19 protein-coding genes and 2 rRNA genes are annotated in these 25,853 nt (G+C 65.7%); 7 read left to right on the forward strand and 14 right to left on the reverse strand.

From position 1 onward, the window contains the following. Window positions 1–250: 250 nt before the first annotated feature. From R5O87_RS05460 to R5O87_RS05475, 4 genes are all read left to right on the forward strand, one after another. Window positions 251–907 carry a GntR family transcriptional regulator gene (locus tag R5O87_RS05460; RefSeq protein ID WP_410556770.1) on the forward strand — a complete coding sequence of 219 codons (657 nt, stop codon included), beginning with the start codon at window positions 251–253 and terminating at the stop codon, window positions 905–907. Then, window positions 900–2,420 carry an MmgE/PrpD family protein gene (locus tag R5O87_RS05465; protein WP_410556771.1) on the forward strand — a complete coding sequence of 507 codons (1,521 nt, stop codon included), beginning with the start codon at window positions 900–902 and terminating at the stop codon, window positions 2,418–2,420. The genes R5O87_RS05460 and R5O87_RS05465 overlap by 8 nt, the downstream gene beginning before the upstream one ends. After that, window positions 2,421–3,326, forward strand: coding sequence for a methylisocitrate lyase (gene prpB, locus R5O87_RS05470; RefSeq protein WP_410556772.1), 906 nt, complete (start codon window positions 2,421–2,423; stop codon window positions 3,324–3,326). Window positions 3,327–3,398: 72 nt separating this feature from the next. Continuing rightward, window positions 3,399–4,538 carry a bifunctional 2-methylcitrate synthase/citrate synthase gene (locus R5O87_RS05475; RefSeq protein WP_410556773.1) on the forward strand — a complete coding sequence of 380 codons (1,140 nt, stop codon included), beginning with the start codon at window positions 3,399–3,401 and terminating at the stop codon, window positions 4,536–4,538. A 90-nt stretch (window positions 4,539–4,628) separates the two neighbouring features. On the opposite strand, the gene R5O87_RS05480 is transcribed toward R5O87_RS05475, so the two are convergent. From R5O87_RS05480 to R5O87_RS05535, 12 genes are all read right to left on the reverse strand, one after another. Continuing rightward, complete coding sequence (locus tag R5O87_RS05480) at window positions 4,629–6,128, reverse strand: hypothetical protein (protein ID WP_410556774.1); 1,500 nt, start codon at window positions 6,126–6,128, stop codon at window positions 4,629–4,631. A gap of 1 nt (window position 6,129) precedes the next feature. Next, entirely contained in the window at window positions 6,130–6,669 is a 540-nt protein-coding gene (locus R5O87_RS05485; RefSeq protein WP_410556775.1) for an RNA polymerase sigma factor, read from the reverse strand. 74 nt (window positions 6,670–6,743) lie between these two features. Next, window positions 6,744–7,235 (reverse strand): 8-oxo-dGTP diphosphatase, encoded by a 492-nt coding sequence (locus R5O87_RS05490; protein WP_410556776.1) that lies wholly within the window; start codon window positions 7,233–7,235, stop codon window positions 6,744–6,746. A gap of 131 nt (window positions 7,236–7,366) precedes the next feature. Further along, entirely contained in the window at window positions 7,367–8,395 is a 1,029-nt protein-coding gene (gene xerD / locus R5O87_RS05495; protein ID WP_410556777.1) for a site-specific tyrosine recombinase XerD, read from the reverse strand. Continuing rightward, window positions 8,395–9,057 (reverse strand): NUDIX domain-containing protein, encoded by a 663-nt coding sequence (locus R5O87_RS05500; RefSeq protein ID WP_410556778.1) that lies wholly within the window; start codon window positions 9,055–9,057, stop codon window positions 8,395–8,397. Before R5O87_RS05500 ends, xerD begins: the two co-directional genes overlap by 1 nt. Window positions 9,058–9,105: 48 nt before the next feature. Beyond that, window positions 9,106–10,863, reverse strand: a complete 1,758-nt coding sequence (locus R5O87_RS05505; protein WP_410556779.1) for a CTP synthase — start codon at window positions 10,861–10,863, stop codon at window positions 9,106–9,108. A gap of 128 nt (window positions 10,864–10,991) precedes the next feature. Further along, the gene (gene recN, locus R5O87_RS05510; RefSeq protein ID WP_410556780.1) at window positions 10,992–12,731 is read right to left on the reverse strand and encodes a DNA repair protein RecN; all 1,740 of its coding nucleotides are present in this window, start codon (window positions 12,729–12,731) and stop codon (window positions 10,992–10,994) included. 3 nt (window positions 12,732–12,734) lie between these two features. Beyond that, a complete protein-coding gene (locus R5O87_RS05515; protein WP_410556781.1) occupies window positions 12,735–13,760 on the reverse strand; it encodes an NAD kinase in 1,026 nt (341 codons plus the stop codon). A 13-nt stretch (window positions 13,761–13,773) separates the two neighbouring features. After that, entirely contained in the window at window positions 13,774–14,586 is an 813-nt protein-coding gene (locus R5O87_RS05520) for a TlyA family RNA methyltransferase (protein ID WP_410556782.1), read from the reverse strand. 2 nt (window positions 14,587–14,588) lie between these two features. Beyond that, window positions 14,589–14,870 carry a hypothetical protein gene (locus R5O87_RS05525; protein ID WP_410556783.1) on the reverse strand — a complete coding sequence of 94 codons (282 nt, stop codon included), beginning with the start codon at window positions 14,868–14,870 and terminating at the stop codon, window positions 14,589–14,591. A gap of 9 nt (window positions 14,871–14,879) precedes the next feature. Beyond that, window positions 14,880–15,872: an HAD-IIA family hydrolase gene (locus R5O87_RS05530; RefSeq protein WP_410556785.1), complete on the reverse strand. Its 993-nt coding sequence runs from the start codon at window positions 15,870–15,872 to the stop codon at window positions 14,880–14,882. A gap of 6 nt (window positions 15,873–15,878) precedes the next feature. After that, window positions 15,879–16,784: a hypothetical protein gene (locus R5O87_RS05535; protein WP_410556786.1), complete on the reverse strand. Its 906-nt coding sequence runs from the start codon at window positions 16,782–16,784 to the stop codon at window positions 15,879–15,881. A 54-nt stretch (window positions 16,785–16,838) separates the two neighbouring features. Here R5O87_RS05535 and R5O87_RS05540 point away from each other — a divergent pair, with 54 nt between their 5' ends. From R5O87_RS05540 to R5O87_RS05550, 3 genes are all read left to right on the forward strand, one after another. Further along, window positions 16,839–17,849 (forward strand): hypothetical protein, encoded by a 1,011-nt coding sequence (locus R5O87_RS05540; protein WP_462836394.1) that lies wholly within the window; start codon window positions 16,839–16,841, stop codon window positions 17,847–17,849. A 309-nt stretch (window positions 17,850–18,158) separates the two neighbouring features. Beyond that, entirely contained in the window at window positions 18,159–20,078 is a 1,920-nt protein-coding gene (locus tag R5O87_RS05545) for a cytochrome c oxidase assembly protein (protein ID WP_410556788.1), read from the forward strand. A gap of 151 nt (window positions 20,079–20,229) precedes the next feature. Next, on the forward strand, window positions 20,230–22,251 hold the full coding sequence (locus R5O87_RS05550; RefSeq protein WP_410556789.1) for a multicopper oxidase family protein: 2,022 nt from the start codon (window positions 20,230–20,232) through the stop codon (window positions 22,249–22,251). A 116-nt stretch (window positions 22,252–22,367) separates the two neighbouring features. On the opposite strand, the gene rrf is transcribed toward R5O87_RS05550, so the two are convergent. Both rrf and R5O87_RS05560 read right to left on the reverse strand, forming a co-directional pair. Then, window positions 22,368–22,484 (reverse strand): 5S ribosomal RNA (rrf, locus tag R5O87_RS05555). 160 nt (window positions 22,485–22,644) lie between these two features. Further along, a 23S ribosomal RNA gene (locus R5O87_RS05560) occupies window positions 22,645–25,769 on the reverse strand. Window positions 25,770–25,853: the final 84 nt, after the last annotated feature.

Genomic DNA, 25,853 nt, shown 5'->3' on the forward strand with positions numbered 1-25,853 from the left:
CGAAGGAAGCGAAAGGCCCAAACCGCACGAAGCGGACCACGGGGTTACCGGGTGGGCAATCATACCTATGAGCAAGGCAATCGCTCCTACGTGCAATCGCCTGCGACGCCGTCGGCCAGCCTTGGCAGCCCTAAAACACTGCGTATGTATACATGGCAGTGCGAAATTTGACGCGAAACCCAGAATAGCTAGGCAAACTCCCCTTCCATGTATACACTCGAGTTAAATCGAGCCGAAGAAGGGAGCCGGGATGCGTGCCAGCGACAGAGCCTATGCAGCGCTGCGTGATGACATCATCGAATGGCGCCTCCTCCCCGGCACGGTGCTTGCCGAAGTGGAGCAGTCCGCCCGGCTCGGTGTCTCAAGGACGCCCCTCCGGGAAGCGCTGAGCCGCCTGACGGCGGAAGGGCTGACCGCGGCGGGCGGCCGGGGCGTCGTCGTCACGGATATCTCATTGGACGACATCGACGAGCTGTTCGAACTCCGCGAAACCCTTGAGGGCAAAGCTGCCGCACTGGCAGCCCAGCGCGGAGATGCCAGCATCTTCCGGAGACTGCAGAAAGAGCTGCTGGATGCGCCCGCGCTGCTCAACTCCCCCGACCCCGCCCGGCACGACTATTACGAACTCGTCGGCCGCCTCGATGCTGCCATCGATGCTGCGATCTCCAACTCCTACCTGGCGCAGGCCATGCGGAGCCTGCGCGTCCACCTGGTCCGGGTCCGCAGGCTGGCCGCCGACGACCACGCCCGGCTCACGGCCGCCGCAGCAGAACATGCCGCTATCGCCGAGGCGATAGCGGCCGGCAACCCCCGGCTGGCCGAGGCAGCCACCACCGTCCACCTGCACCGCAGTCTTTCGCACGTCAAAGCCGTCCATACATCCGCCCTTAAGGAGTCCCATGGTTAAGGAACACCACGTCCGCGTCTACAAGAGCGAGGAAAACCTCCCGCGCGAAGATCAGCTCGCCCACAAGATCGCCGTGGTCGCCGCAGACCGGGTGGAAGTAACCCCAGATGTCACGGACATGGTCATCAACCGGATCATCGACAACGCCTCGGTGGCCGTCGCCTCCCTCAACCGGGCCCCGATCGTCGCGGCCCGGGCACAGGCGCTCACCCACGGCCCGTCCAGCGGCGGCAAGGGAGCCAAGGTCTTCGGCATCGGCGAACGCGTCTCCCCGGAGTGGGCGGCGTGGGCCAACGGCGTGGCGGTCCGCGAACTGGACTACCACGACACCTTCCTGGCGGCGGACTACTCGCACCCCGGCGACAACATCCCGCCGATCCTCGCTGTCGCCCAGCACGTGGGGTCCAGCGGCAAGGACCTGATTCGAGGCATCGCCACCGGCTATGAGATCCAGGTGAACCTGGTGAAGGCGATCTGCCTGCACAAGCACAAAATCGACCACGTTGCCCACCTGGGCCCGGCCGCGGCGGCCGGCATCGGCACCCTCCTGGGGCTCGACGTCGAGACGATCTTCCAGTCCGTCGGCCAGGCCCTGCACACCACCACCGCCACGAGGCAGTCGCGCAAGGGCGAGATCTCCACGTGGAAGGCGCACGCCCCCGCGTTCGCCGGGAAGATGGCGGTCGAGGCCGTGGACAGGTCCATGCGCGGACAGACCTCCCCCGTGCCGATCTACGAAGGCGAGGACGGCGTCATCGCCTGGATGCTGGACGGCCCGGACGCCTCCTACGAGGTTCCGCTGCCGGAAAAGGGCGAGGCCAAGCGCGCCATCCTGGACACCTACACCAAGGAGCACTCGGCCGAGTACCAGGCCCAGGCCTGGATCGACCTTGCCCGCAAGCTGAACCGGGAGCACCCCGAAGCCACCGATCCGGCAAACGTGAAGTCCGTCCTGATCAAGACGAGCCACCACACCCACTACGTGATCGGCTCCGGCGCCAACGATCCGCAGAAGTACAGCCCCACCGCCAGCCGGGAAACCCTGGACCACTCCATCCCGTACATCTTCACCGTCGCACTGCAGGACGGGGCGTGGCACCACGTGGACTCCTACTCCCCCGAACGCGCCGCCCGCCCCGACACGGTGGAGCTGTGGCAGAAGGTCTCCACGGTGGAGGATCCGGAGTGGACCCGCCGCTACCACTCCCTGGACATCTCCGAGAAGGCCTTCGGCGGTTCCGTGGAAATCACCCTCACCGACGGCACCGTCATCACCGACGAAATCGCGGTGGCGGACGCCCACCCGCTCGGCGCCCGGCCGTTCACCCGCGAGCAGTACGTCAACAAGTTCCGCACGCTGGCCAAGGGCCTCGTAACGGAGGACGAAATCGAAAGGTTCCTGGCCGCCGTCGAACGCCTCCCGGAACTGGCGGCAGGCGAACTGGACCAGCTCAACATCACGGCGGCTCCCGGCGTCATCGATTTCAACGCGGCACCCAAGGGGCTGTTCTAGATGCTGTACTCAAAATCCACCCCGGAGCAGAAGCGGCTGCGCTTCCGGGAACTGCTGGCCTCCGGGACCATCCAGCAGTTCCCCGGGGCGTTCAACCCGCTCTCCGCCCGGCTGATCGAGGAGAAGGGCTTCGCCGGGGTCTACATCTCCGGCGCCGTCCTGGCCAACGACCTCGGGCTGCCGGACATCGGCCTCACCACCCTCACCGAAGTCGCGACAAGAGCAGGGCAGATCGCCAGGATGACCGACCTGCCAGCCATCGTGGATGCGGACACCGGCTTCGGCGAACCCATGAACGTGGCGCGCAGCGTCCAGGAACTCGAGAACGCCGGCCTCGCCGGGTGCCACATCGAGGACCAGTTCAACCCCAAGCGCTGCGGCCACCTCGACGGGAAGAACGTCGTGGATCTGGACACCGCCACCAAACGGATCCGCGCCGCAGCGGACGCGCGGCGGGACCCGAACTTCCTCATCATGGCCCGCACGGACATCCGGGCTGTGGAAGGACTGGACGCGGCGAAGGACCGGGCCAAGGCCCTCGTCGAGGCCGGCGCGGACGCGATCTTCCCCGAAGCCATGCGTGACCTCAGCGAATTCCAGGCCATCCGGGACGCCGTGGACGTGCCCATCCTGGCCAACATGACCGAGTTCGGCAAGAGCGACCTCTTCACCGTGGACCAGCTGCAAAATGTGGGCGTGAACATGGTGATTTATCCGGTGACCCTGCTCCGTAGTGCCATGGGGGCAGCTGAGCGTACGCTGGACTCAATTAAGGCCGACGGAACGCAGGAGGCACAGGTAGGAAGCATGCTGACGCGCGCGCGGTTGTATGACCTGGTGGACTACGAGGCCTACAACCGCTTTGACACTGGCGTCTTCAACTTCCGGATCCCCGGAACAGACTGACACCCAAATCCCCCGCAGGACCACCGGCCCTTTCCGGCCGGTAACCGGACGCAAGGAACGAAGGAGTTCAGCATGGCTGAAGAAGAGATCAAGAAGGGCCTCGATGGCGTCGTGGTGGACTACACCGCGGTCTCGAAGGTCAATCCCGACACGAATTCACTGCTGTACCGCGGCTACCCCGTCCAGGAGCTCGCCGCCCGGTGCAGCTTCGAAGAGGTTGCCTACCTGCTGTGGAACGGCGAGCTGCCCACCCAGGAGGAACTGGCTGAGTTTACGTCCCGCGAGCGCGCCGGCAGGGCTCTGGATCCCGTAGTCAAGCAGGTGGTTGATGCCCTGCCGACGACGGCGCACCCCATGGATGTCTGCCGCACTGCCGCATCGGTGATGGGCGCCCGCCACGAGCTCGCGGAGGATTCCTCCCGGGAAGCCAACATGGCCAAGGCGACGGACCTGTTTGCCGCGATGCCGGCGGTGGTGGCGTACGACCAGCGCCGCCGGCGCGGGCAGGAGCCTGTGGAGCCGAGGGATGACCTGGGCTACTCGGCCAACTTCCTCTGGATGACGTTCGGTGAGGAGGCCGTCGCGGAGGTGGTGGAGGCCTTCAACGTCTCCATGATTCTTTACGCGGAGCACTCCTTCAACGCCTCCACGTTCACCGGGCGCGTCATCATGTCCACGCTGTCCGATCTCCATTCGGCGGTGACCGGCGCAATTGGCGCCCTCAAGGGGCCGCTGCACGGCGGCGCCAACGAGGCCGTCATGCACACCTTCGACGAGATCGGGATCCGTCCCGAGGAGTCACTCGAGGAGGCTGCCGACCGCGCCAAGACATGGATGGAAAACGCCCTGGCCCAGAAGAAGAAGGTCATGGGCTTCGGCCACCGGGTCTACAAGCACGGTGACTCCCGCGTCCCCACGATGAAGGCCGCGCTCGACAAGATGATCGCCCACTTCGGCCGGCCCGAGTTGCTGGGCCTGTACAACGGGCTCGAATCTGCCATGGACGAGGCCAAGGGCATCAAGCCGAACCTCGACTACCCGGCCGGGCCCACGTACCACCTTATGGGCTTCGACACGAACATGTTCACGCCGCTCTTCGTCGCCAGCCGGATCACCGGCTGGACCGCCCATTTCATGGAGCAGCTGAACGCGAACTCGCTCATCCGCCCGCTGAGCGCGTACAACGGTCCGGACGAACGGCACGTGCCGTAGCCGGTCGCCTGTAACGCGTACGACGCCGGGCCGGTCACCTTTCGGTGGCCGGCCCGGCGTCGTTTGTCGTCGGGTCCGTTGAGGGTGGCGTTAGAGTGTGATCTTCAGGCTCTGGATCATGCCCTTCAGCTTCTTATACGCGGGCGTCTCCATGTATGCCCTGGCCTCGGCCAGGGTGGTGAACGTCGGCTCGGCGGGGTCCTGCACGGCCCGGTCCGCGAAGGACAGGAGACCCACAGGGGTACCGGTGACCACTGTGTACATAAGGCAGCTGTCGCTGACAGAGCCGCTGTCCTTGTCCACCAGCCCCAGCTGGTAGCTGAATCCCTGGCCGAGCGAGGTCTTGTCCATCACCCGATAGGAGAACCGCACGCCGCGCTCCACCGCCCACGCGTCGCTGAGGGATGCAGCACCGCTATCGAGTTCGGTGATTTTGTAGGTGCCTTGCGTGCAGGCGCCGCCGAGGCCGCCCGCAGCACGGTGCTCGAAACGAGCTGCCGTCTTGCCTGCTTCGTCGGACACCGTGATTCCCGAGCCCGGGTAGTCCGGCGTCCCGACCGGGACGTCCTTGGCGGTCCATCCCTCGGGGAGAACGAAGCTGGCTTTCCCGTCCTGGCTGACGAAGCGCGGGCTCGACGCGGCTGTTTTGGCTGGCTGCAGCGCCAGGGAAATCAGCATGCGCTTCACGTCCCTGTACTCCTGCGTCCCCATATAGGCCTTGGCCTCGGCAACAGAACCAAACGTGAGCGGAGCGTCCCTTCCGTCCGCGGTGAGCCAAACAGCATCGCCAAATTGCGCAATGGGAACGTTGTCCGGACCGAGGATGCCGTTGTACAGGCCGCAGGTCGTGGGCTGCGGAGCCAGGTCTCCGTCGGCCAAGGCGAGCGACCCGTAAACCTTGTCCCCCTGGATCACCCGGAAGACAAATGCGGACGGACCTTGAGGATGTTCCCTGAGTTTGGCCGCCTTCTGCGGAATGTCCACGACCACCGAGTCGAGGGTCTGGTACGGCTTCGGGTCCGGGCACACCGGGCCACCCGTGACGTCGTAGACCAAACGCAGGGTGGCCATGTTCTTGCCCGCGGCGTTCTTCATCTCGACGATGTTGTACTGACCGCCGTCGATGGTTTGCGGCTCCTGGGACACCTTCCAGCCCAGCGGGTGTTCGAAGGTGGCCTGGCCGGTGGCGTCCGTGAAGGTGGTCCACGTGGCGGGGGCGCCGGTAGCGGTTGGCGTCGGCGTTGCTCCAGCCGTCCGGGTTGCGGTGGGCGTTGGCGTTGCCGACACTGTCGATTCCGACGGCGACGGCGCAACAGGGCCCGCGGGTTCGGGAGCGGATACCAGCGTTCCGAGGTTGGTCGCCACGAGCACGCCGGCGGTCACCGCCGCCGCTGCCAGGGTCAGCACACCGGCAACACGCGCCCGCCGCCGCTTCCGGTCCTCAAACCGCAGCACATTTGGCGGCAGGCTGTCCGTGAACATCGGGGCTTCGGTGGTCACGCGCCGCAGGGCAGCTTCGGCGTCCGGCACCGCGGCAGGGTCGTCACGGAGCGGGTCAGACCCGGAAATCAGGTTCTTGATCGGATCCATCTCATGCACCCATTTTCTGTGTCACCGAGTTCTGTTTGCCCGTTTTTTGTTTGCCCGTCCCCGGGCTCACCGGCATTTGCTTGCGGAAGGCGGCCCGCGCACGGTGCAGGCGGACCTTGGCTGCGGCTTCACTGCACTGCAAAACGCCGGCGATCTCGGCCATGCTGAGCTCATCCCAGTAGGCCAACTGCAGGATGTCGCGATCACTGTCACGCAGGGCGGCCATGGCGTCGTGGACCTGCAGGTCCTCGGAATCCGCACCGGAGCGCAGCTCGGCGGACGCCCGGAGTTTCGCCTGCAGGGCCACGAGCCGATCGCGGCTCCGGTACGCATTGCCGATCAGGTTCCGCGCCACGGTCAGCAGCCAGGCAATATCCGGATGCGGCTGGTCGTGCCATTTTTGCCAGACAACGCGGAACACATCGGCTGCGAGCTCTTCAGCGAGCTCGGGCGATTCCACCCGCCGCCGCACATATCTGTAAACCCGCGGATAGCTGTCCCTGTGAACGGCGACGAACGCCAGCTCGCGTTCCGAATCCACGTATCCCCCAAACGTAAGAAGTTATGTCCTGACCAGGCAGGCTAACCCTATAGTTTCCGGCAGGGAACGGGCGGTTACACGGCCCGGAAAGAATATTGGGCGGACGCCACTGTCTCGTTGTCCTCGTTCAGGGTGATGACGGCGTCCACCACTTTCCCGGCAAGAGCCAGCGGCAGCCAGTGCTCCGCATCCTGCCACATGCGCTCCAGCGGAAGGGCGGAAACCAGGAACCACTCCGGAATGATCTCGGTGCTTTCGGCCGGCTCGCCGGCCCACCGGCGGGTGGTGAACAGGCGGGTGGACATGTTCCAGTCCGGCCGGGCCGGGAAGACGAACTCCACCTTTCCGGCGTCGGACAGGTCCTCCTCACGGACCACGACGCCGGCCTCCTCCAGCACCTCCCGGCATGCCGCCTGGGCATCGGTTTCGCCTGCCTCGACGTGGCCGCCGAGTCCGACGATCTTGCCGGTCCCGAAGCCGGTCCGCTTCAGGCCAAGCAGCACTTCAGGGCCGGCCTCCGGGTGTTCCCGTAGCAGGAAGCAGAGGGTGACGGGCACGGAAGTCATGCAGACCAGCCTAGCTGTGCCGTCGCTGTCCGGAGGCCTGTATCCGGCCCGGTTACCCAGCGTCCGAGGATTTATCCCAGCGCCCGGGGATTTATCCCAGCGCCCGGGGATTTATCCCAGCGTCCGAGGATTTATCCCAGCGCCCGGGGATGCGCCGCGGCGTAGACTTCCCGCAGCGTGTCGGCGGTGACGAGGGTGTACACCTGCGTGGTGGTCACCGAGGCATGCCCGAGCAGTTCCTGGACCACCCGGACATCCGCTCCGCCTTCGAGCAGGTGGGTGGCGAAGGAATGCCGGAGCGTGTGCGGGGAGACGTCCTTGGCGATGTTGGCCTTGTCCGCCGCTGCCTTCAGGATGGTCCAGGCGCTCTGCCGGCTGATGCGTCCGCCCCTGGCGTTGAGGAACAGCGCCGGGGTGCCCTTGCCCTTGGCTGCGAGCAGGGGCCGGCCCCGGACCAGATAGGCGTCGAGGGCGCGGGCCGCGAACGAGCCCAGCGGCACCAGCCGTTCCTTGGAGCCCTTGCCGAACAGGCGCACGATGGCCGGGCCGGATTCGGCAGCCTGCACCGACAGGTCGTCGACGTCGAGGCCCACGGCCTCACTGATCCGGGCCCCGGTGGAGTACAGGAATTCGAGCAGGGCCCGGTCGCGGAGGCCGGTGGCGGTGTCGGTCCCGGCGGCTTCCAGGATCCTGGTGACTTCGTCCACGGTGATGGCCTTGGGGAGCCGTTTGCCGGGCATTGGTGGGTGGACATCGCTGGCGGGGTCCGCCGTCGTCGTCCCTTCCAGCGCCCAAAAGCGGTGCAGCCCGCGGACGGCCACCACGGTCCGGGCCGCCGACCGCACCCCCAGCGGAGTGCCGCCGTCGGCGCCGTCGGAAAGCGCCTGGGCAAAGCCCGTGACGTGGTGGCGGGTGATGTCAGCCGGGCTGCTGAGGCCCTGCCCGGCGAGGTAGGCCGAGTAGCGCGCGAGGTCGCGGCGGTACGCGGACAGTGTGTTCGCCGCCAGGCCCCGTTCGACGCCCATGTGCTGGAGATAGTCGGTCACTCCGCGGTCAATCGCGGTGCGGGGCCGTTCCGGCGGTGCCGTTTCGGCACTGTCAGTTGGCTTCGGTGCCGATGGGGCCGGAGATTCCTCCGGTGCCGCCGTGTCCGCGGACATCAGCGCTGGCTGGGGTGCGCCGGCCAGGGGGCGTCGCCCGGCCGCAGTCCGCTGAAGCCGTCCGCTTTCGCAGCGGCGGCAGCAAGGATTCCGACGACGGCGGACGGGTTGTGCAGGCGCCCTTCCAGCACCGCGGCAACGGCATCCTCCAGCGGGATCCAGTGCAGCTCGATTTCGGCTTCCTCGTCCGTGCGGACGTGGAGTTCGTGATGCGGGACTTCGGTGAGGCCGCGGGCCAGGTAGATGCGGATCGCCTCGCTGGAGGAGCCGGGCGAATTGAAGAAGTCCACCAGGACGTTCCACTCGCTGGCGATCAGGTCCGCTTCCTCGGCGAGCTCCCGGCCGGCGCCCACCACGAAGTCCTCCCCCTCGACGTCGAGCAGGCCTGCGGGAATCTCCCACAGGTCCATGCCCACCGGGTGGCGGTACTGCTTGATCAGCAGCACCTCGCCGTCGTCGTTCATGGGGAGCACGGCGACGGCACCTGGGTGCTCAATGTAGTCCCGGACGAGGGGATCGCCCTCGGCGGTCAGCTTGAAGCTGTCGCTGACAACGTCCCAGATCCGGCCGTTGTAGACCCGCTCCCGGGAGAGCAGACGGCGCGGGCTCGGCGCATCCGAAACCTGCCGGTCAGCAGGTGTTTTTCCAGATTTACCGGGCATCGCGCCGTCCTTACTCTATGGGTGCTGTGGAACTACTCTGCAGGGGTTCTACTCTGCGGCGGCTTCGCCGGAGGCGGCCGCGGCAGGTTCGAAACCGGCGCTGTCGCTTCCGCTCTGGTGGTCCAGGGCTGCCTTCACCAGGCCGGCAAAGAGCGGGTGCGGCCGGGTGGGCCGGGAGCTCAGTTCCGGGTGCGCCTGGGTGGCCACGTAGTAGGGGTGCACCTCGCGGGGCAGCTCCACGTATTCCACCAGCTTGCCGTCCGGCGACGTGCCGGAGAACACCAGGCCCTCGGCGGCAATCTGGTCGCGGTACTTGTTGTTCACCTCGTACCGGTGGCGGTGGCGTTCGCTGACGGTGGTTTTGCCGTAGGTCTCGGCGATGACCGAGCCCTCGTCCAGTTTGGCCTCGTACAGGCCCAGGCGCATGGTGCCGCCGAGGTCGCCGCGGCCCTCGACGAATTCCAGCTGCTCTTCCATCGTTGCGATGACCGGGTACTTGGAGTCCGGCTCGAACTCGCTGGAGGAGGCGCCCTCCAGGCCGACGACGTTGCGGGCGTACTCGATGACCATGCACTGCAGGCCGAGGCAGAGTCCCAGGACCGGCAGGCGGGACTCGCGTGCGAACTTCAGTGCGCCCAGCTTGCCTTCCAGGCCGCGGATGCCGAAGCCGCCCGGAACGCAGATGGCGTCGACGCCCTCGAGGGAACGCACCGCGCCCTCGTGGGTTTCGCATTCGTCGGACGGGACCCAGCGGATCTTGACCTTGGCGTCGTTGGCGAAGCCGCCGGCGCGCAGGGCCTCCGTGACGGAGAGGTAGGCGTCAGGAAGGTCGATGTACTTGCCCACCAGGGCAACCTCAACCTCGTGCTTGGGGTTGTGGACGGCTTCGAGGAGCTTGTCCCAGCTGGTCCAGTCGACGTCCTTGAACGGCAGGTCCAGCGCCCGGACGATGTACGAGTCCAGGCCCTGGGTGTGCAGGGTCTTGGGGATGTCGTAGATGCTGGGGGCGTCGGCGGCGTTGACCACGGCGTCGATGTCGACGTCGCACATGCGGCCGATCTTCTCACGCATGGCGTCGGGGACTTCGCGGTCCGAGCGGATCACGATGGCCTCCGGCTGGATGCCGATGGAGCGGAGGGCAGCCACGGAGTGCTGCGTGGGCTTGGTCTTCAGTTCCTGCGAAGGGCCGATGTACGGGACCAGCGAAACGTGGAGGAAGAAGACGTTGGTCCGGCCGATGTCCTGGCGGACCTGGCGGGCGGACTCGAGGAAGGGCTGCGACTCGATGTCGCCAACGGTGCCGCCGATCTCGGTGATGATGACGTCCGGCGCGTTCTTGCCCTCGGAGGGCAGCCGCATCCGGCGCTTGATCTCGTCGGTGATGTGCGGGATGACCTGGACCGTGTCGCCGAGGTACTCGCCGCGGCGTTCCTTGGCGATGACCGTGGAGTACACCTGGCCGGTGGTCACGTTGGCCGAACCCTCGAGGTTTTCGTCGAGGAAGCGCTCGTAGTGTCCGATGTCGAGGTCGGTTTCAGCACCGTCGTCTGTGACGAAAACCTCGCCGTGCTGGAAGGGGTTCATCGTGCCCGGATCCACGTTCAGATAGGGATCGAGCTTCTGCATAGTTACCGACAGGCCGCGTGCCCGCAGCAGGTGGCCGAGGCTGGAGGCCGTCAGTCCCTTGCCGAGTGAGGACGCCACACCGCCGGTGACGAAGATGTGTTTGGTCGTCTTGGAGGAGCCCGGGAACCGGGAATTTACACGGGAATTTGATCGCTGCACCACGGAATTCGAGCCTATCATCAATTGAGCCTTCCACGGATCGGGTATGCGGTCCCCAAAGGCTTCAGTTTTGCCTGTCCGCGCCCCGCAGGCAATAGCAGGGCTCCCGGCAAGGGGCGGGCAAACGTGCTGCCGGGCCTTTGCCGGGCTCAGGCCTGCTGCGGCAGGAGCTTGGCGTCGTCCAGAAGCTCCTGGGCGTGGGCCTGGGCGGTTTCGGAGTCCTCCTGGCCTGCCAGCATCCGGGCCAGTTCCTTGACGCGCTCCGCCTCGTCCAGGAGCTGGACGTCGCTGGAGGTGAAACCCTTGGCGGTGGAGCCGTCGGAGCCGCGCACCGAGGTTTTGGTCACACGGATGTGCTGGTCGGCGAACGCCGCCACCTGTGGCAGGTGCGTCACCACCAGGACCTGGACGTGGCGGGCCAGCATGGCCAGCCGCCGGCCGATCTCGACCGCGGCGCGCCCGCCCACGCCGGCATCCACCTCGTCGAAGACGAAGGTTGGCACCGGGTCCACCGCGGCCAGCACCACCTCGATGGCCAGCATGACCCTGGAGAGCTCGCCACCGGAGGCACCCTTGCCCAGCGGCCGGGCCGGCGCGCCGGAGTGCGGCTGCAGCAGGAAGGAGATCTCGTCTGCGCCATAGGGCCCCAGTTGGGCTGCGGCCTCGATGGTGATCACCAGGGTGGCGTCCGCCATGGCGAGGGCCTTCAGCTCGGCGCTGACCCGGGCGGAAAGGTCCTTGGCGGCCTTGGCGCGGACCTTGCTGATGGCTGCAGCCTGCTTCTTCAGCTCGGCCGAGGCCCTGGCCACCTCCGCTTCCAGGTTCTCGATCCGGGTGGAGTCGCCCTGCAGTTCGTCAAAGCGCGCCCGGGCGTTCTCCGCCCATTCGAGGACCTCGTCGATGCTCGGGGCGTACTTCCGGACCAGCTTGGCCAGGGCGGCCCGGCGTTCCTCGATTTCGGCCAGGCGCTCCGGCCCCTCCGAGTCCAGCCCGGCCTGGTAGCTGGCCAGCTCGGTGGCGATGTCGTTGAGCAGGAACCCCACCTCGGCGAGCCGGGCGGCCGCCGATCCGAGTTCCTCGTCGTGTTCGGCCACGTGTTCCAGGGTCCGCTTGGCCGCATCCACGAGCGAGGTGGCGTCGCCGGCCTCCCCGAAGTCCTCGGCAATCAGGGCCTGGTGCGCCGTGGTGGCGGCGATCCGGAGTTCCTCGACGTTGGCCAGCTTCACGGCCTCCGCCTTCAGGGCCTCGTCCTCCCCCGCCTGCGGATCCACGGCGTCGATCTCCGCCAGCGCGGCTTCCAGCGACTCAGCCTCGCGGAGCCGCTCGCGTTCCGCGCTGCGCAGCGAGTCCAGCTCGGCCTGGCTGGATTTCCAGGAGCTGTAGAGGTCCTGGAATCCGCCGAGCGTGGAGGCCAGCCCGTCCCCGGCGAACTTGTCGAGGGCCTCGCGCTGTGCCGCGGCGCCCTTGAGCCGGATCTGGTCTGTCTGCCCGTGCACCACTACAAGCGACTCGCCGATTTCGGCCAGCACCCCCACCGGGGCGGCCCGGCCGCCGAGGAAGGCCCGGCTGCGTCCGTCCGCGCCCAGGCGCCGTGACAGCAGCAGTTCCGCGCCGCCGTCGAACTCCTCAACCTCGGCCCCGGCGTCCCGGGCGCGTTCCAGGGCGAGGTGCCCGGACTGCAACTGCACCACCGCTTCGGCAGAGGCGCTCTTCGCGCCGCTGCGCACCGCGCCGGCGTCCGACCGGGCTCCGAGCAGAAGCCCGACGGCGGTGACCACCATGGTCTTGCCGGCACCGGTCTCGCCGGTCACCACGCTGAGCCCGGGGCCCAGCGGCAGTGTGGCGTCGGTGATGACGCCGAGATCACGGATTCTCAGTTCTTCAAGCATGGTTCACTTTTCAGTCGGAGGATCGGATTCTGAACCGGGTTCGTACGGCCGGAGGCCCGAGGGCGGCGCCATGGTCCGGGGCGTGCGCACGATCGGCACCGGACCGGTGTGGATCTGCTCGGACTGGGGCACGGGGCCGCGCCAGCCGTGGATGGGAAGCTCGAACTTGCGGACCAGCCGCGCCGAGAACGGGGTCTGGTGGGTGCGGGCCAGGCGGACAGGGGTGGTGGACCGCGTGACCTCCACCCGCGCGCCGGGAGGCAGGTCCACGGAACGCCTGCCGTCACACCACAGCACGCCGAGGGCGTCCGTCCGGTTGAGGACTTCCACGGCCAGCCTGGACCGGGGCGAGACCACCAGTGGCTTGGCGAAGAGAGCGTGCGCGCTGATGGGCACGATGAGGAGGGCTTCCACCTCGGGCCACACGACGGGGCCGCCGGCAGAGAAGGCGTAGGCAGTGGATCCGGTGGGCGTGGCCAGGACCACGCCGTCGCAGCCGAAGGAGGTCAGCGGGCGCTCATCCACCTCGGTGACCAGTTCGAGCATGCGCTCCCGGTCGCCTTTTTCGATGGCGGCCTCGTTCAGGGCCCAGGTGTGCCAGATCTTCTGGCCGCGGACCCAGACCTGGACGTCGATGGTCATGCGCTCCTCCACCGTGTATTCACGGCTGGCGATCCATTCGACTGTCTGGGCGAGGTCCGCACGTTCGCTCTCGGCGAGGAAGCCGACGTGGCCCAGGTTCACGCCCAGCAGCGGCACGTCCACCTCGCGGACCAGCTCTGCCGCCCGCAGGATGGTCCCGTCCCCGCCCAGCACCATGACCAGTTCCACGTCCGGAAGCTGGATGTGGTCGTGGAGGATTTCGACCGGCTGGTCCATGACGCCGAAGAAGCCCTCCATGTCGGCCAGTTCGGACTTCTGCATGACGGGGATGATGCCGGAGGCGTGGAGTTGGGCGCACGCCTCCCAGGCCGCCTTTAGGGATTCCTCGCGGCCGGTATGGGCAAGTACCAGTACACGCCTGCTCATCGGGTTCCGCTCTCTAGTGGTTCGGCCAGATCTTTCCCAGCAACGCAGCAACGGCTGCGTCCCGCTCTTCGATCTTAGGCAAGTCTTCTGACATTCTTTGCGTTATCCACAGGAAGTATTCGACATTTCCGTCCTGGCCCGGCAACGGGCTGGTGGCCAGCCCCCGCAGTTCCAGGCCGGCGTCGAGCGCCGCCCCCGCCACTTTACCGACAGCCAGGCGCCGTTCGCGCTCCGACGTGACCACTCCGGTGCGGGCGAGCCGTTCCTTGCCGATCTCGAACTGCGGCTTGACCATGAGGACCAGGTCGCCGCCCGGGGCGGTGCAGGCCGCGAGCGGGGCCAGCACCAGCGTCAGGGAGATGAAGGACAGGTCGGCAACGGTAATCTCAGCCGGGCCGCCGATCTGTTCCGGGTCCACGTAGCGGACGTTCAGCCCTTCGTGGACGCTCACGCGGGGATCGCTGCGGAGCTGCGGCACCAGCTGGCCGTGCCCGACGTCGACCGCCACCACGTGCGCGGCGCCCCGCCGCAGCAGGACGTCGGTAAAGCCCCCCGTGGAGGCTCCGGCGTCAAGGCATCGTTTGCCGCCGACGGCGACCCCGGGGAACGCGTCCAGCGCGCCGGCCAGTTTGTGGCCGGCGCGGCTGACGTACGCGTCCGTCTCATCTTCCGCGACGCTCAGTTCACGGTCGTCGCCGACCTGCAGCGACGCTTTGGCCAGGACGTCACCTTCGGAGGACACCTTGCCTTCCGCGATGAGCCGGGCAGCGTGCGTGCGGGACCGCGCCAGTCCCCTGCTGACGAGCAGTCGGTCGAGTCTGGGCATGGTCAGGAGACACCCGGCCCTTGCTGCGGTTCCTGATGCTGCTGCGGTTCCGGGTGCTGCGGTTCCTGGTTCAGGGCTTCCAGCAGGGCGTCGTGCATGCCTGCATAGGCGGCCGGGTGCTCCGAAACCGGAAGCCCGGGGACCTCGCGGACCCGGTCCAGGATGGCCAGCACCGCCGGGTCAGCGGCGCCGGCATCCGCAGCGCCGCCGCCGGGCACGGTCAGGTCCGGCCAGGCGGCATCCGACATTGCGGCGTCCGGCGCGTCGTTGTTCAACTCTGGCATGGCAGCAGTCTATTGATCCAGCCACTCGAGTTCGGGAGCCGTGGCGACCTCGGCGTCGGGCCGGGCCATCCACCACGCCGCGCAGGCCGCGCGCCACGAGTCGAGGTCGTCCTTGGACCCGGAGATGCGGATGGTGTCTCCGGACACGGTTGCCGTGGCGTTACCGCAACGGAACGTCCCGCCGTCGTTATTAATCTCCGGGTACGGCTCGTAGAGGCCGGTCAGGTCCTGGATGATGTGGCCGGGGCGCTCGTCGGTCCGGGCCGCCAGCATGGATTCCAGGGTGTCGATGCCGGTCAGCACGGCCACCGTGGCGAATCCGGCCCGGTTGCCGCCCAGGATGTCGGTGTCGAGACGGTCGCCCACAACCAGCGGCCGGTCCGAAGACAGCCGCTTGGCGGCGGCGTGGAACAGCGGGGCCTCCGGCTTGCCGGCGACGAGGGGCTGCCGGCCGGTTGCTGCCGCCACCGCGGCCACGAGGGACCCGTTGCCGGGAGCGGTTCCCCGCGTCTGCGGGAGCGTCATGTCGGTGTTTGTGGCAACCCACAGCACGTCACCGTCCGCCAGCACGAAGGACGCTTCGGCAAGGTCCTTCCAGCCGATCCCAGGGTTGAAGCCCTGCACGACGGCCACCGGATTATCCTCGGCGCTGTGCACCGGCTTCAGGCCAACGAGCCCAACCTCGTGGGCCAGCGCAGGGCTGCCGGTGATCAGCACGGCTGCGCCCGGGGAAAGCATGGACGCCAGCAGGTCGGCACCGGCCTGGGAAGAGCTCACCACCTGGTGGTCCTCGGCAGGGGCGCCAAGCTCGCGCAGGTGGGCCGCGACCTGCGCCGGGGTACGGGAGGCGTTGTTGGTCACGTACCCGAGGCCGACGCCGACTTCGGCCAGCCGCTGCAGGGACTCCACAGCTCCGGGGATGGCGTGGGGACCCCTGTAGACCACTCCGTCCAGGTCAGCCAGCAGGGCGTCGAACCGGGAAATCAGTTGTGCTTCACTCATATGCGATTAGTCCTCCGAGCCGTTTTGGCGGCGGTCTGCATCCTGCTCTTCGCTGTGTCCGGCCGCAACGTCGTCCTCAACGTCACCTTCCGCGTCGTCGTCCTGCTCGGCGGAGTCCTCGTCGGACTCGGCGTCGTCGGATTCGAAGTAGTCGGCTTCGGCGTCGTCCAGGTTTTCGTCCTCTGCGTTGCCTGCGGCGAGGTCCGATGTCGGCCGCTGCGCGGCAGCTTCCTCCGCGGCGCTGATTCCGGGGACCGCCTGGCTGTCCGAAGACCCGCTTTCATCCTGCGCCGGCGTGCCTGCTGCCTGTGCGATCCGCTTCCGGCGTTCGGCTTCCTCCCGGGCTTCCTCTTCCTCGTCCCAGCCGAGGTCGATGATGTCGGGTTCCTCGGCCATGCCCAGGCCCAGGGCTTCCTCCGCCACGACGGCCTGGCGCTGCCACTTGCCGGCCTCGGCTTCACGGCCGGCGGCGGTCAGGGCGTCAGCGTAGGCGCGGAACAGGCGCGGGCTGTAGGAAAAGGCCCGGTTGATGTCCAGCTGCGGGATCTCCAGCTCGGCCACGGCGGCGTCCGGCTGGCCAAGGTCGGCGCGAGCGCCGGAGGCGACAATCGCCAGCTCCACCTTGCCGGGTGCGTCGAGGTCCTGGGCCTCCTCGGAACGTACGACGTCCAGGGCGCGGTCGGGCCGGCCCAGGCCGCGTTCGCAGTCGGCCATCACGGGAAGGTGGACGTTGGAACCGCTGATGCGCCGGTAGGTGCGGAACTCGCGCAGGGCCTCGCCGTAGTGTCCGGCGGCATAGGCCGTGAGGCCCACTGCCTCGCGGACGGCAGCAAGGCGTCCGCCGCGGCGGCTGGCGGCGAGGGCGTGCTGGAACGCCAGTTCAGGTTCCTCGTCGATAAGCCGTCCGGCCATCACCAGGTGGCGGGCAACCCATTCCGCGCTGTTGGACTCCAGGGTCTTGATCTGGTGCTGCGTGGCGCGGTCGAGTTCCTTGCCAGTGACGTCCTCGTCGATTTCCGGCGAACGCTCACGGTCCGGGCGGTTGGCGCTGCGGAGGTCGCGGGCGTTGGGGACGCGGGCCGGGCGGTCCTCAGCCCTGTCGCGGCCGAACTGGCGGGGACCGGAGTCGCCGCGGTCAAAGCCGCGGGGTGCCCGATCCTGCCGGTCACCGCGGTCCTGCCAGCCGGAACGCTCTTCGCGGGGTGCCCGGTCCTGCCGGTCGCCGAAGGGGCGGCGGTTGTCTCCGCCGCCAAAGCTGCGGCGGTCGCCGTCGCCCTCACGGCGCGGACGGTCACCAAAAGGCTTGCGGTCACGATCGCCGAACGGCTTACGCTCGCCGCCACCGAAACCGCGGCGGTCACCCTCACCTTCACGGCGCGGACGGTCACCAAACGGCCGGCGCTCACCGCCACCGAAACCGCGGCGGTCACCCTCGCCCTCGCGGCGCGGACGGTCACCAAACGGCCGGCGCTCACCGCCACCGAAACCGCGGCGGTCACCCTCGCCCTCGCGGCGCGGACGGTCACCAAAACCGCGGCGATCGCCGTCGCCAAAGCTGCGACGCTCGCCGTCACCTTCGCGGCGCGGACGGTCAGAGAACGGCTTACGGTCCCGGTCACCGAACGGCTTACGCTCACCGCCACCGAAACCGCGGCGATCGCCGTCGCCCTCACGGCGCGGACGGTCAGAGAACGGCTTACGGTCCCGGTCACCGAACGGCTTACGCTCACCGCCACCGAAACCGCGGCGATCACCCTCACCCTCACGGCGCGGACGGTCAGAGAACGGCTTACGGTCAGAGTCACCGCCGAAACCGCGGCCGTCACGGGCGCGGAAACCCCGCGGATCCCCGCCGGAATTATTGGTCCCCCTAAAAGGGCCCCCCTGCCGTCCCCGGTTGTTTCCCGAGTCCCCCCGGTCATTTCCGCCGCGGTAACCGCCGCCCTTGTGCTCAGCCATGGTGGATTCCTCCTGTAGTGAGCCGACCACTGGCGCGATGTGCAGCCGCTCTTATCCGTGTTTGGTTGTCCTGCGCGACCCGTAGTGATGCATCCGGTGTCCGCATATCTCTAGCAATTCTAGGTGAGAGCCAGTGCCAGCCACTAACGGCGGGGGCCTCCCACAGGCTGGCGTGTGCATCCTCACAGGGGCACGGGCCGCTCAATCTGCTGTGGGCCAGGGCGCCCGATCATGCCTCCGGGCGTCCAGAGGACCGCAATAGCCCACAGGAAAAATCCAAGGAGGCGTGGCAAGACTGGCTCCCACAGCATCCGCCGAGGGGGAACCATGAAGAAATCACGGACGAAGCCGGTGGCCGCTGCTGCCATGATCCTGGGTTGCGGGCTACTGGCACTGTTCGTTGCCTACTCGAGTGAGGCCGGCCGGGAGGCAGGATTCCTGGACCGGACCGGCGCGGTGGTCATCTGGGGACTTCCTGTTGCCAAACTTGTTTTCAACGTCGCGGCCGCCGGGACTGTCGGCCCACTGATTTTGGCCCTCTTCGCCCTCCCCCCGACTGGAAGAGCGTTCTCCAAGGCACTGGTCCTTGCCGGTATTTCCGCAGTCCTCTGGACGGCCGCTGCGGCCGCGATCAGTGTCCTCACCTTCCACTCGCTGGCTAACCTGCCCCTCTTTTCGGAAGGATCCGGGACCATCTTCGTCAGTTTCCTGACGGACGTTGACGCCGGCCGAAGGAGCGCCCTGACAGTCGTCATTACGGCAACCGCTGCGCTCCTGTGTTTCGGCGTCCAGAGCCAGCGGGCTGTGGCCGTCACGGCGGTGCTGGCTTCCACGGGGCTGATACCCCTGGCCCTGAATTCCCATGCCGCAGGCGGTGCCAACCATGCCGACAGTACGGTTTCGGTGGTCATGCATATGGTCGCGGCGGCCATCTGGATCGGCGGCCTGGCCACGATCGTCCTGCTGCGGCGGACGCTGGGAACAGAGTTGCTGGCCGCGGTCCGGCGCTACTCGACGTTGGCGCTGCTGTCCTTCCTTGCCCTGGCCATCTCGGGCGTAGCGGCTGGGCTGACAGGGCTCGGAACGCTCGACGGGCTGGCCACGCAGTACGGCCTGATCCTGGTGGCAAAGACTGCACTTCTGGGGGTTCTGGGCGTGTTCGGAGTGTTGCACCGGAAGTGGATCCTCACGAAGCTGGAGTCGGTCCCGGGCAGGGCACGGACCATGTTCGCAGCTCTGGCGGTGGCCGAGCTGGCCATCATGGCGGCCGCATCAGGACTCGCGGCGGCCCTGGCGCGCACCCCGCCGCCTACGGTTTCGCAGGCAGCGCCCGCCCCGGTTTCGCTGCGCCTTCCGGGCCTTGTGGATATGTTCAGCAGCTGGAAGCCCGACGCCCTGTGGATCTTCCTCTGCGCCGTTGCTGTGTTCCTGTATGGGGCCGGAATGCAGCGTGTCCGGAACCGGGGCGGGCACTGGCCTGCCTACCGCGCCGGGCTCTGGTTCACCGGTGTCGGCTTGCTGTTTTTGGTGACCAACGGAGGGCTTCGGTTCTACCAGGAGTTCCTGATCAGTGCCCATGTCACGACGCAGATGCTGCTCATCGCCGTCGTACCGCTCCTGCTGGTTCCCGGTGCGCCGCTGACACTGGCCAGGCTCGCCGCAACGCCCAGGCAGGACGGGACCCTAGGCGGCGCCGAAGCCCTCACATTATCTGTGCGTCCGGTTCTGAATGCTGCGGCGGCTCCCTACGTGGCGGCCGCAGGGCTTGCCGCCGTGCTGGCTGCCCTCTACTACACGCCTTTGCTGGAGTACTCGGCACGCACCCAGTTCGGGTACCAGGCCATGGCCCTGTTGACGCTGATCTCCGGTTGCCTGTTTACGGCCTCCCTTGCCCGTGCCACGGACCGCGGGCCTGGATCGTCAGTGGCAGCCAGGCTCGCGGCCATAGGTGCCGTGGCTGCACTCTACGGGGTATACGGCTGGGCGCTCGCCCAACAGGCGGACCAGCTGCCGGACTCGCGGCGGCAGGAATGGCTGATCAGCGTGGGCCAGCCCTGGGACCAGCCGGTTCTGGCGGTCGTGGAGCCGGCGGGAATGGCCATGTGGGTCATCGCGGCCGGCGCGCTGGTCGTGGCGGCAGCGGCAGTACTGTACCGGGCCCGCCGGCGCCGTTCCGCGGGCACCGGGCGACGGGTCCGCTCCTCTTCGGAACGCGCCCACGACCTTGTGATGTCCTCAGAGCCCTGATGGGCACGCTCGCCCAGACAGGCGTGCCCATGGGTGGCTTTCCACCCAAAGAAGGCCGCCGGCAACCCTGTCTCCCGCAAGGTTTCCGCAGGGTAGGTATTACACCCTTCAACTAAATCAATTGGACTTTCTAGCGACGTCGGAGGTAGTCGTGTCAGTTACACGCCGTCAGGCACTGCAAATAGGTGGAGTGGGGATCATCGGTGCCTTTGGCCTGGCTGTACCCTTGACGTCGGTCAACGCAAAGTCGGCAAGCCAGCTGGCGTCCCGCAACATGCCCAAGCCCTACCAGCGGACGCTTCCCATCCCCGAAATACTGCGGCCCACGAGCACGACGGTGGACCCGGATGGCCGCAAGCGGCACCTGTACAAGATTGAGCAGAAAGCTGCCCTGGCAAACATCGTTCCGGGGCTCAGCACCCCTATCCTCGGCTACAACGGGACGTTCCCGGGCCCGACCATCAAAGTGAACCAGGGCGAACGCATCACCCTGGAGATGGACAACATCCTGCCTCTGTTCCACCCGCAGTGGGGGTACCGGCTTGACACCTCGACCCACCTCCACGGGTCTGCGTCGCTCCCGCAGTACGACGGCTACGCCAACGACCTCACCGGGCGGGACTACTGCAAAGACTACGAATACCCCAACTTCCAGCCGGCTCGGACCCTGTGGTACCACGACCACGCCGTGCACAATACGGGCCAGAGCGTTTACTCCGGCCTGGCGGCCCAGTACCACCTGCACGACGAAGTGGAAGGCAGCATTCTTCCGCAGGGGAAGTTCGATGTGCCGCTGACCGTGTCCGACGCCATGTTCGCAGCCAACGGTTCGCTCGGCTACAACGACAACACCCACTCCGGCCTGTGGGGCGACGTTATCCTTGTCAACGGGGCGCCGTGGCCCGTGATGAAGGTCCAGCGACGGATCTACCGGTTCCGCGTACTCAACGCATCCATTGCGCGCTCCTACCGCTTCTCCCTGAGCACGGGCGACGCCATGACCATCGTCGCTACGGACGGCGGTCTGATGCCGGCCGCCCAGCAGGTGACATCCTGGCGGCACGGCGGCGCCGAGCGCTACGAGGTGCTCATCGACTTTTCGAAGTATCCCGTCGGCAAACGGGTGGAGCTGCGCAACCTGTCCAACAAGAACAATGTGGACTACGACTTCACCGGCAGGGTCATGGCCTTCGACGTGACGGACGAGCCGGTCGACACGTCCGGACCCGGCGCCAAGGTGCTGCCGACGCTTCTCGCCCCCAGCACGGCCATGAGCCTCAAGACGTCGGACTCGGTGAAGACCAGGCGCATGCGCGTGAAGCGGGACAACGGCATCTGGACCATCGGGGGCATGACCTGGGACGAGGTGGTCGAGAGCGGCTACAGGAAGGTCCTCGCCGATCCCGACCTGGACGATGTGGAAATCTGGGAGATTGAAAACAGCTCAGGAGGATGGTTCCACCCGGTCCACATCCACCTGGTGGATTTCCAGGTACTCAGCCGCAATGGACAGGCACCGTTCGCGCACGAGAAGGGGCCGAAGGACGTGGTCTACGTGGGCGAAGGGGAAACGGTCCGGCTGCTCATGAAGTTCGAGCACAACCGCGGCAGGTACATGATCCACTGCCACAACCTACCCCACGAGGACCATGACATGATGGCCCAGTTCAGCGTCGGGATCGACACGAACGACGCAGATCCGAATCATCCGGTTGAAGCTGTACGGCCGCATCCGATCAATCAGCCGGCGCCGGGCCAAGCTGCACCGGCGGAAGTGCCGGCACCGGAGACCACGCAGCCCGCAGAAGCGGCTGCGCCGGCGCCCACTACGTCACCCGCGGCATCCCCCGCAGCGCCCGCACCCTCCCCGGCAGCGGCACCCGTGGGAGAGAAAGACGTTGTGACCATCACCACCGCCCGGCACCGGCTGAAGAAGGACATGGCTTTCGCCGGAACCTCCAAGTTCACGGGCTCGACGGCGGCCACCTCGGCCACCGTTGTGCTGTACGACGTCACGCCGGGGCGTGCCGCCACCCGCCTGGGTACGGTGAAGGCCAACGCCCTGGGAGCCTGGACGCTGACGGCAAAGCCCGGACCTGCCAGGCAGGTCACCGCCGTCAAGGCCGAATCGAGCGTTGGCGGGACTGCGACGGCGAGTGTCAGAACCAGCTGACGCCTGACACCGCTGGTTGAGCCTGTCGAAACCCGGGGCCGGTGAGTATGGGTTTTAAATGCGGGAGAGCCCCGACCGTGTGGTTGGGGCTCTCGACCGTTTTTTCTCTAATGGTTGTCCGGCGGTGACCTACTCTCCCACACCCTCCCGGGTGCAGTACCATCGGCGCTGTGGGTCTTAGCTTCCGGGTTCGGAATGGGACCGGGCGTTTCCCCCACGCTATGACCGCCGTAACCCTTGCTCCCGGCACCGTGGGGCGATGGGCCCTGGTGTGGGAAATCTGTGGTGTTACAACTGTGGTGTTGTATTCAGTTATCTTGGTTCCCGTGAAACCCGTGGGCGGGTTTGTTGGTTGGGAACCACATAGTGGACGCAAGCATGCATTGATTCTTGTGTGGTGTAAGTTGTTGGCCTATTAGTACCGGTCAGCTTCACGAGTCGTTAGTCCTCGCTTCCACATCCGGCCTATCAACCCAGTGGTCTGGCTGGGGGCCTCTCACACACAAGGTGTATGGAAATCTCATCTCGAAGCGAGCTTCCCGCTTAGATGCTTTCAGCGGTTATCCCATCCGAACGTAGCTAATCAGCGGTGCACTTGGCAGTACAACTGACACACCAGAGGTTCGTCCGTCCCGGTCCTCTCGTACTAAGGACAGCCCTTCTCAAATTTCCTGCGCGCGCAGCGGATAGGGACCGAACTGTCTCACGACGTTCTAAACCCAGCTCGCGTACCGCTTTAATGGGCGAACAGCCCAACCCTTGGGACCTACTCCAGCCCCAGGATGCGACGAGCCGACATCGAGGTGCCAAACCATGCCGTCGATATGGACTCTTGGGCAAGATCAGCCTGTTATCCCCGAGGTACCTTTTATCCGTTGAGCGACGGCCATTCCACAATGTACCGCCGGATCACTAGTCCCGACTTTCGTCCCTGCTCGAGATGTCTCTCTCACAGTCAAGCTCCCTTGTGCACTTACACTCGACACCTGATTGCCAACCAGGCTGAGGGAACCTTTGGGCGCCTCCGTTACTTTTTAGGAGGCAACCGCCCCAGTTAAAACTACCCATCAGGCACTGTCCCTGACCCGGATTACGGGCCGAAGTTAGATGTCCAAAGTGACCAGAGTGGTATTTCAACGATGACTCCACCCGAACTGGCGTCCGGGCTTCAACGTCTCCCACCTATCCTACACAAGCCACTCCGAACACCAATACCAAACTATAGTAAAGGTCTCGGGGTCTTTCCGTCCTGCTGCGCGTAACGAGCATCTTTACTCGTACTGCAATTTCGCCGAGTTTATGGTTGAGACAGCGGGGAAGTCGTTACTCCATTCGTGCAGGTCGGAACTTACCCGACAAGGAATTTCGCTACCTTAGGATGGTTATAGTTACCACCGCCGTTTACTGGGGCTTAAATTCTCAGCTTCGCCGTGAGGCTAACCGGTCCTCTTAACCTTCCAGCACCGGGCAGGAGTCAGTCCGTATACATCGTCTTGCGACTTCGCACGGACCTGTGTTTTTAGTAAACAGTCGCTTCCCCCTGGTCTCTGCGGCCCCGATCCCCTCCCACCAGCAAGTGGTGTTCAAGGTTGGGCCCCCCTTCTCCCGAAGTTACGGGGGCATTTTGCCGAGTTCCTTAACCATAATTCTCTCGATCGCCTTAGTATTCTCTACCTGATCACCTGTGTCGGTTTGGGGTACGGGCGGCTAAAACCTCGCGCCGATGCTTTTCTAGGCAGCATAGGATCACCGAATCCCCCTTTACGGGAGTCCCGTCAGATCTCAGGCACATGAACAGCGGATTTGCCTACCGTTCGCCCTACATCCTTGGACCGGGACAACCATCGCCCGGCTCGGCTACCTTCCTGCGTCACACCTGTTAATACGCTTGCCTCCCAGGATCAGGTCCCGCGCTCCACCAAAACCCTTCACCCACAAGGGGCGTCGGGCAGGTTTCGGGCGGTTAGTATCCCCTGTTCAACATGGGCGGTTTTTCGCCGGTACGGGAATATCAACCCGTTGTCCATCGACTACGCCTGTCGGCCTCGCCTTAGGTCCCGACTTACCCAGGGCAGATTAGCTTGACCCTGGAACCCTTGATCATCCGGCGGACGGGTTTCTCACCCGTCTTTCGCTACTCATGCCTGCATTCTCACTCGTGTAGGCTCCACCGCTGGTTTACACCGCGACTTCACCGCCCACACGACGCTCCCCTACCCATCCACACTCCTGAACCACAAAGGCTTGGAAAATATGTGAATGCCACAACTTCGGCGGTGTACTTGAGCCCCGCTACATTGTCGGCGCGGAATCACTTGACCAGTGAGCTATTACGCACTCTTTAAGGATGGCTGCTTCTAAGCCAACCTCCTGGTTGTCTTCGCAACTCCACATCCTTTCCCACTTAGCACACGCTTAGGGGCCTTAGTTGGTGGTCTGGGCTGTTTCCCTCTCGACTATGAAGCTTATCCCCCACAGTCTCACTGCTGCGCTCTCACTTACCGGCATTCGGAGTTTGGCTGACGTCAGTAACCTTGTAGGCCCATTAGCCATCCAGTAGCTCTACCTCCGGAAAGAAACACGCAACGCTGCACCTAAATGCATTTCGGGGAGAACCAGCTATCACGAAGTTTGATTGGCCTTTCACCCCTACCCACAGCTCATCCCCTCCATTTTCAACTGAAGTGGGTTCGGTCCTCCACGACGTCTTACCGTCGCTTCAACCTGGCCATGGGTAGATCACTTCGCTTCGGGTCTAGATCACGCCACTGCAACGCCCTGTTCAGACTCGCTTTCGCTACGGCTTCCCCCACACGGGTTAACCTCGCGACGTAACACTAACTCGCAGGCTCATTCTTCAAAAGGCACGCCGTCACAACTACAAGGCTGCTCCGACGGATTGTAAGCACACGGTTTCAGGTACTGTTTCACTCCCCTCCCGGGTACTTTTCACCTTTCCCTCACGGTACTGGTCCGCTATCGGTCATTAGGGAGTATTTAGGCTTATCAGGTGGTCCTGACAGATTCACACGGGATTTCTCGGGCCCCGTGCTACTTGGGATACTCATCAAAGGCGGCGCACAGCATTACGGTTACGGGGCTCACACCCTCTACGGCCGGCCTTTCAAGACCGTTCACCTATACCAGCACTCACACCTCCCCGGTCCGGCAGAACCAGGACAACAAGTCCCACAACCCCGCCCATGCAACGCCCGCCGGCTATCACACATGGAAACGGTTTAGCCTGATCCGCGTTCGCTCGCCACTACTAACGGAATCACTGTTGTTTTCTCTTCCTGCGGGTACTGAGATGTTTCACTTCCCCGCGTTCCCTCCACGCACCCTATGTGTTCAGATGCGGGTCACCAGATCACTCGCGCGTCTGGCGGGGTTTCCCCATTCGGACACCCTGGGATCACAGTCCGGTTATCGACTCCCCCAGGCTTATCGCAGATTCCTACGTCCTTCTTCGGCTCCTAATGCCAAGGCATCCACCGTGTGCTCTTAAAACTTGACCACAAAAGATCAAAAACATTTTCTCGAGAGAACCACAGAAACCAACCACACCAACAACACCCCAAAGGGCACCACCAGCGCAGCCA

Origin of the sequence: Arthrobacter globiformis (genome assembly GCF_046536215.2) — a bacterium.
Taxonomy (GTDB): Bacteria; Actinomycetota; Actinomycetes; order Actinomycetales; family Micrococcaceae; genus Arthrobacter; species Arthrobacter globiformis_E.

Excerpts from the sequence above, each read along its gene's own strand:
- R5O87_RS05460 (WP_410556770.1), top strand. The coding sequence starts at position 251 with ATGCGTGCCAGCGACAGAGCCTATGCAGCGCTGCGTGATGACATCATC.
- R5O87_RS05465 (WP_410556771.1), top strand. The coding sequence starts at position 900 with ATGGTTAAGGAACACCACGTCCGCGTCTACAAGAGCGAGGAAAACCTC.
- prpB (WP_410556772.1), top strand. The coding sequence starts at position 2,421 with ATGCTGTACTCAAAATCCACCCCGGAGCAGAAGCGGCTGCGCTTCCGG.
- R5O87_RS05475 (WP_410556773.1), top strand. The coding sequence starts at position 3,399 with ATGGCTGAAGAAGAGATCAAGAAGGGCCTCGATGGCGTCGTGGTGGAC.
- R5O87_RS05480 (WP_410556774.1), bottom strand. The coding sequence starts at position 6,128 with ATGGATCCGATCAAGAACCTGATTTCCGGGTCTGACCCGCTCCGTGAC.
- R5O87_RS05490 (WP_410556776.1), bottom strand. The coding sequence starts at position 7,235 with ATGACTTCCGTGCCCGTCACCCTCTGCTTCCTGCTACGGGAACACCCG.
- xerD (WP_410556777.1), bottom strand. The coding sequence starts at position 8,395 with ATGTCCGCGGACACGGCGGCACCGGAGGAATCTCCGGCCCCATCGGCA.
- R5O87_RS05500 (WP_410556778.1), bottom strand. The coding sequence starts at position 9,057 with ATGCCCGGTAAATCTGGAAAAACACCTGCTGACCGGCAGGTTTCGGAT.
- R5O87_RS05505 (WP_410556779.1), bottom strand. The coding sequence starts at position 10,863 with ATGATAGGCTCGAATTCCGTGGTGCAGCGATCAAATTCCCGTGTAAAT.
- recN (WP_410556780.1), bottom strand. The coding sequence starts at position 12,731 with ATGCTTGAAGAACTGAGAATCCGTGATCTCGGCGTCATCACCGACGCC.
- R5O87_RS05515 (WP_410556781.1), bottom strand. The coding sequence starts at position 13,760 with ATGAGCAGGCGTGTACTGGTACTTGCCCATACCGGCCGCGAGGAATCC.
- R5O87_RS05520 (WP_410556782.1), bottom strand. The coding sequence starts at position 14,586 with ATGCCCAGACTCGACCGACTGCTCGTCAGCAGGGGACTGGCGCGGTCC.
- R5O87_RS05525 (WP_410556783.1), bottom strand. The coding sequence starts at position 14,870 with ATGCCAGAGTTGAACAACGACGCGCCGGACGCCGCAATGTCGGATGCC.
- R5O87_RS05530 (WP_410556785.1), bottom strand. The coding sequence starts at position 15,872 with ATGAGTGAAGCACAACTGATTTCCCGGTTCGACGCCCTGCTGGCTGAC.
- R5O87_RS05535 (WP_410556786.1), bottom strand. The coding sequence starts at position 16,784 with ATGGCCGGACGGCTTATCGACGAGGAACCTGAACTGGCGTTCCAGCAC.
- R5O87_RS05545 (WP_410556788.1), top strand. The coding sequence starts at position 18,159 with ATGAAGAAATCACGGACGAAGCCGGTGGCCGCTGCTGCCATGATCCTG.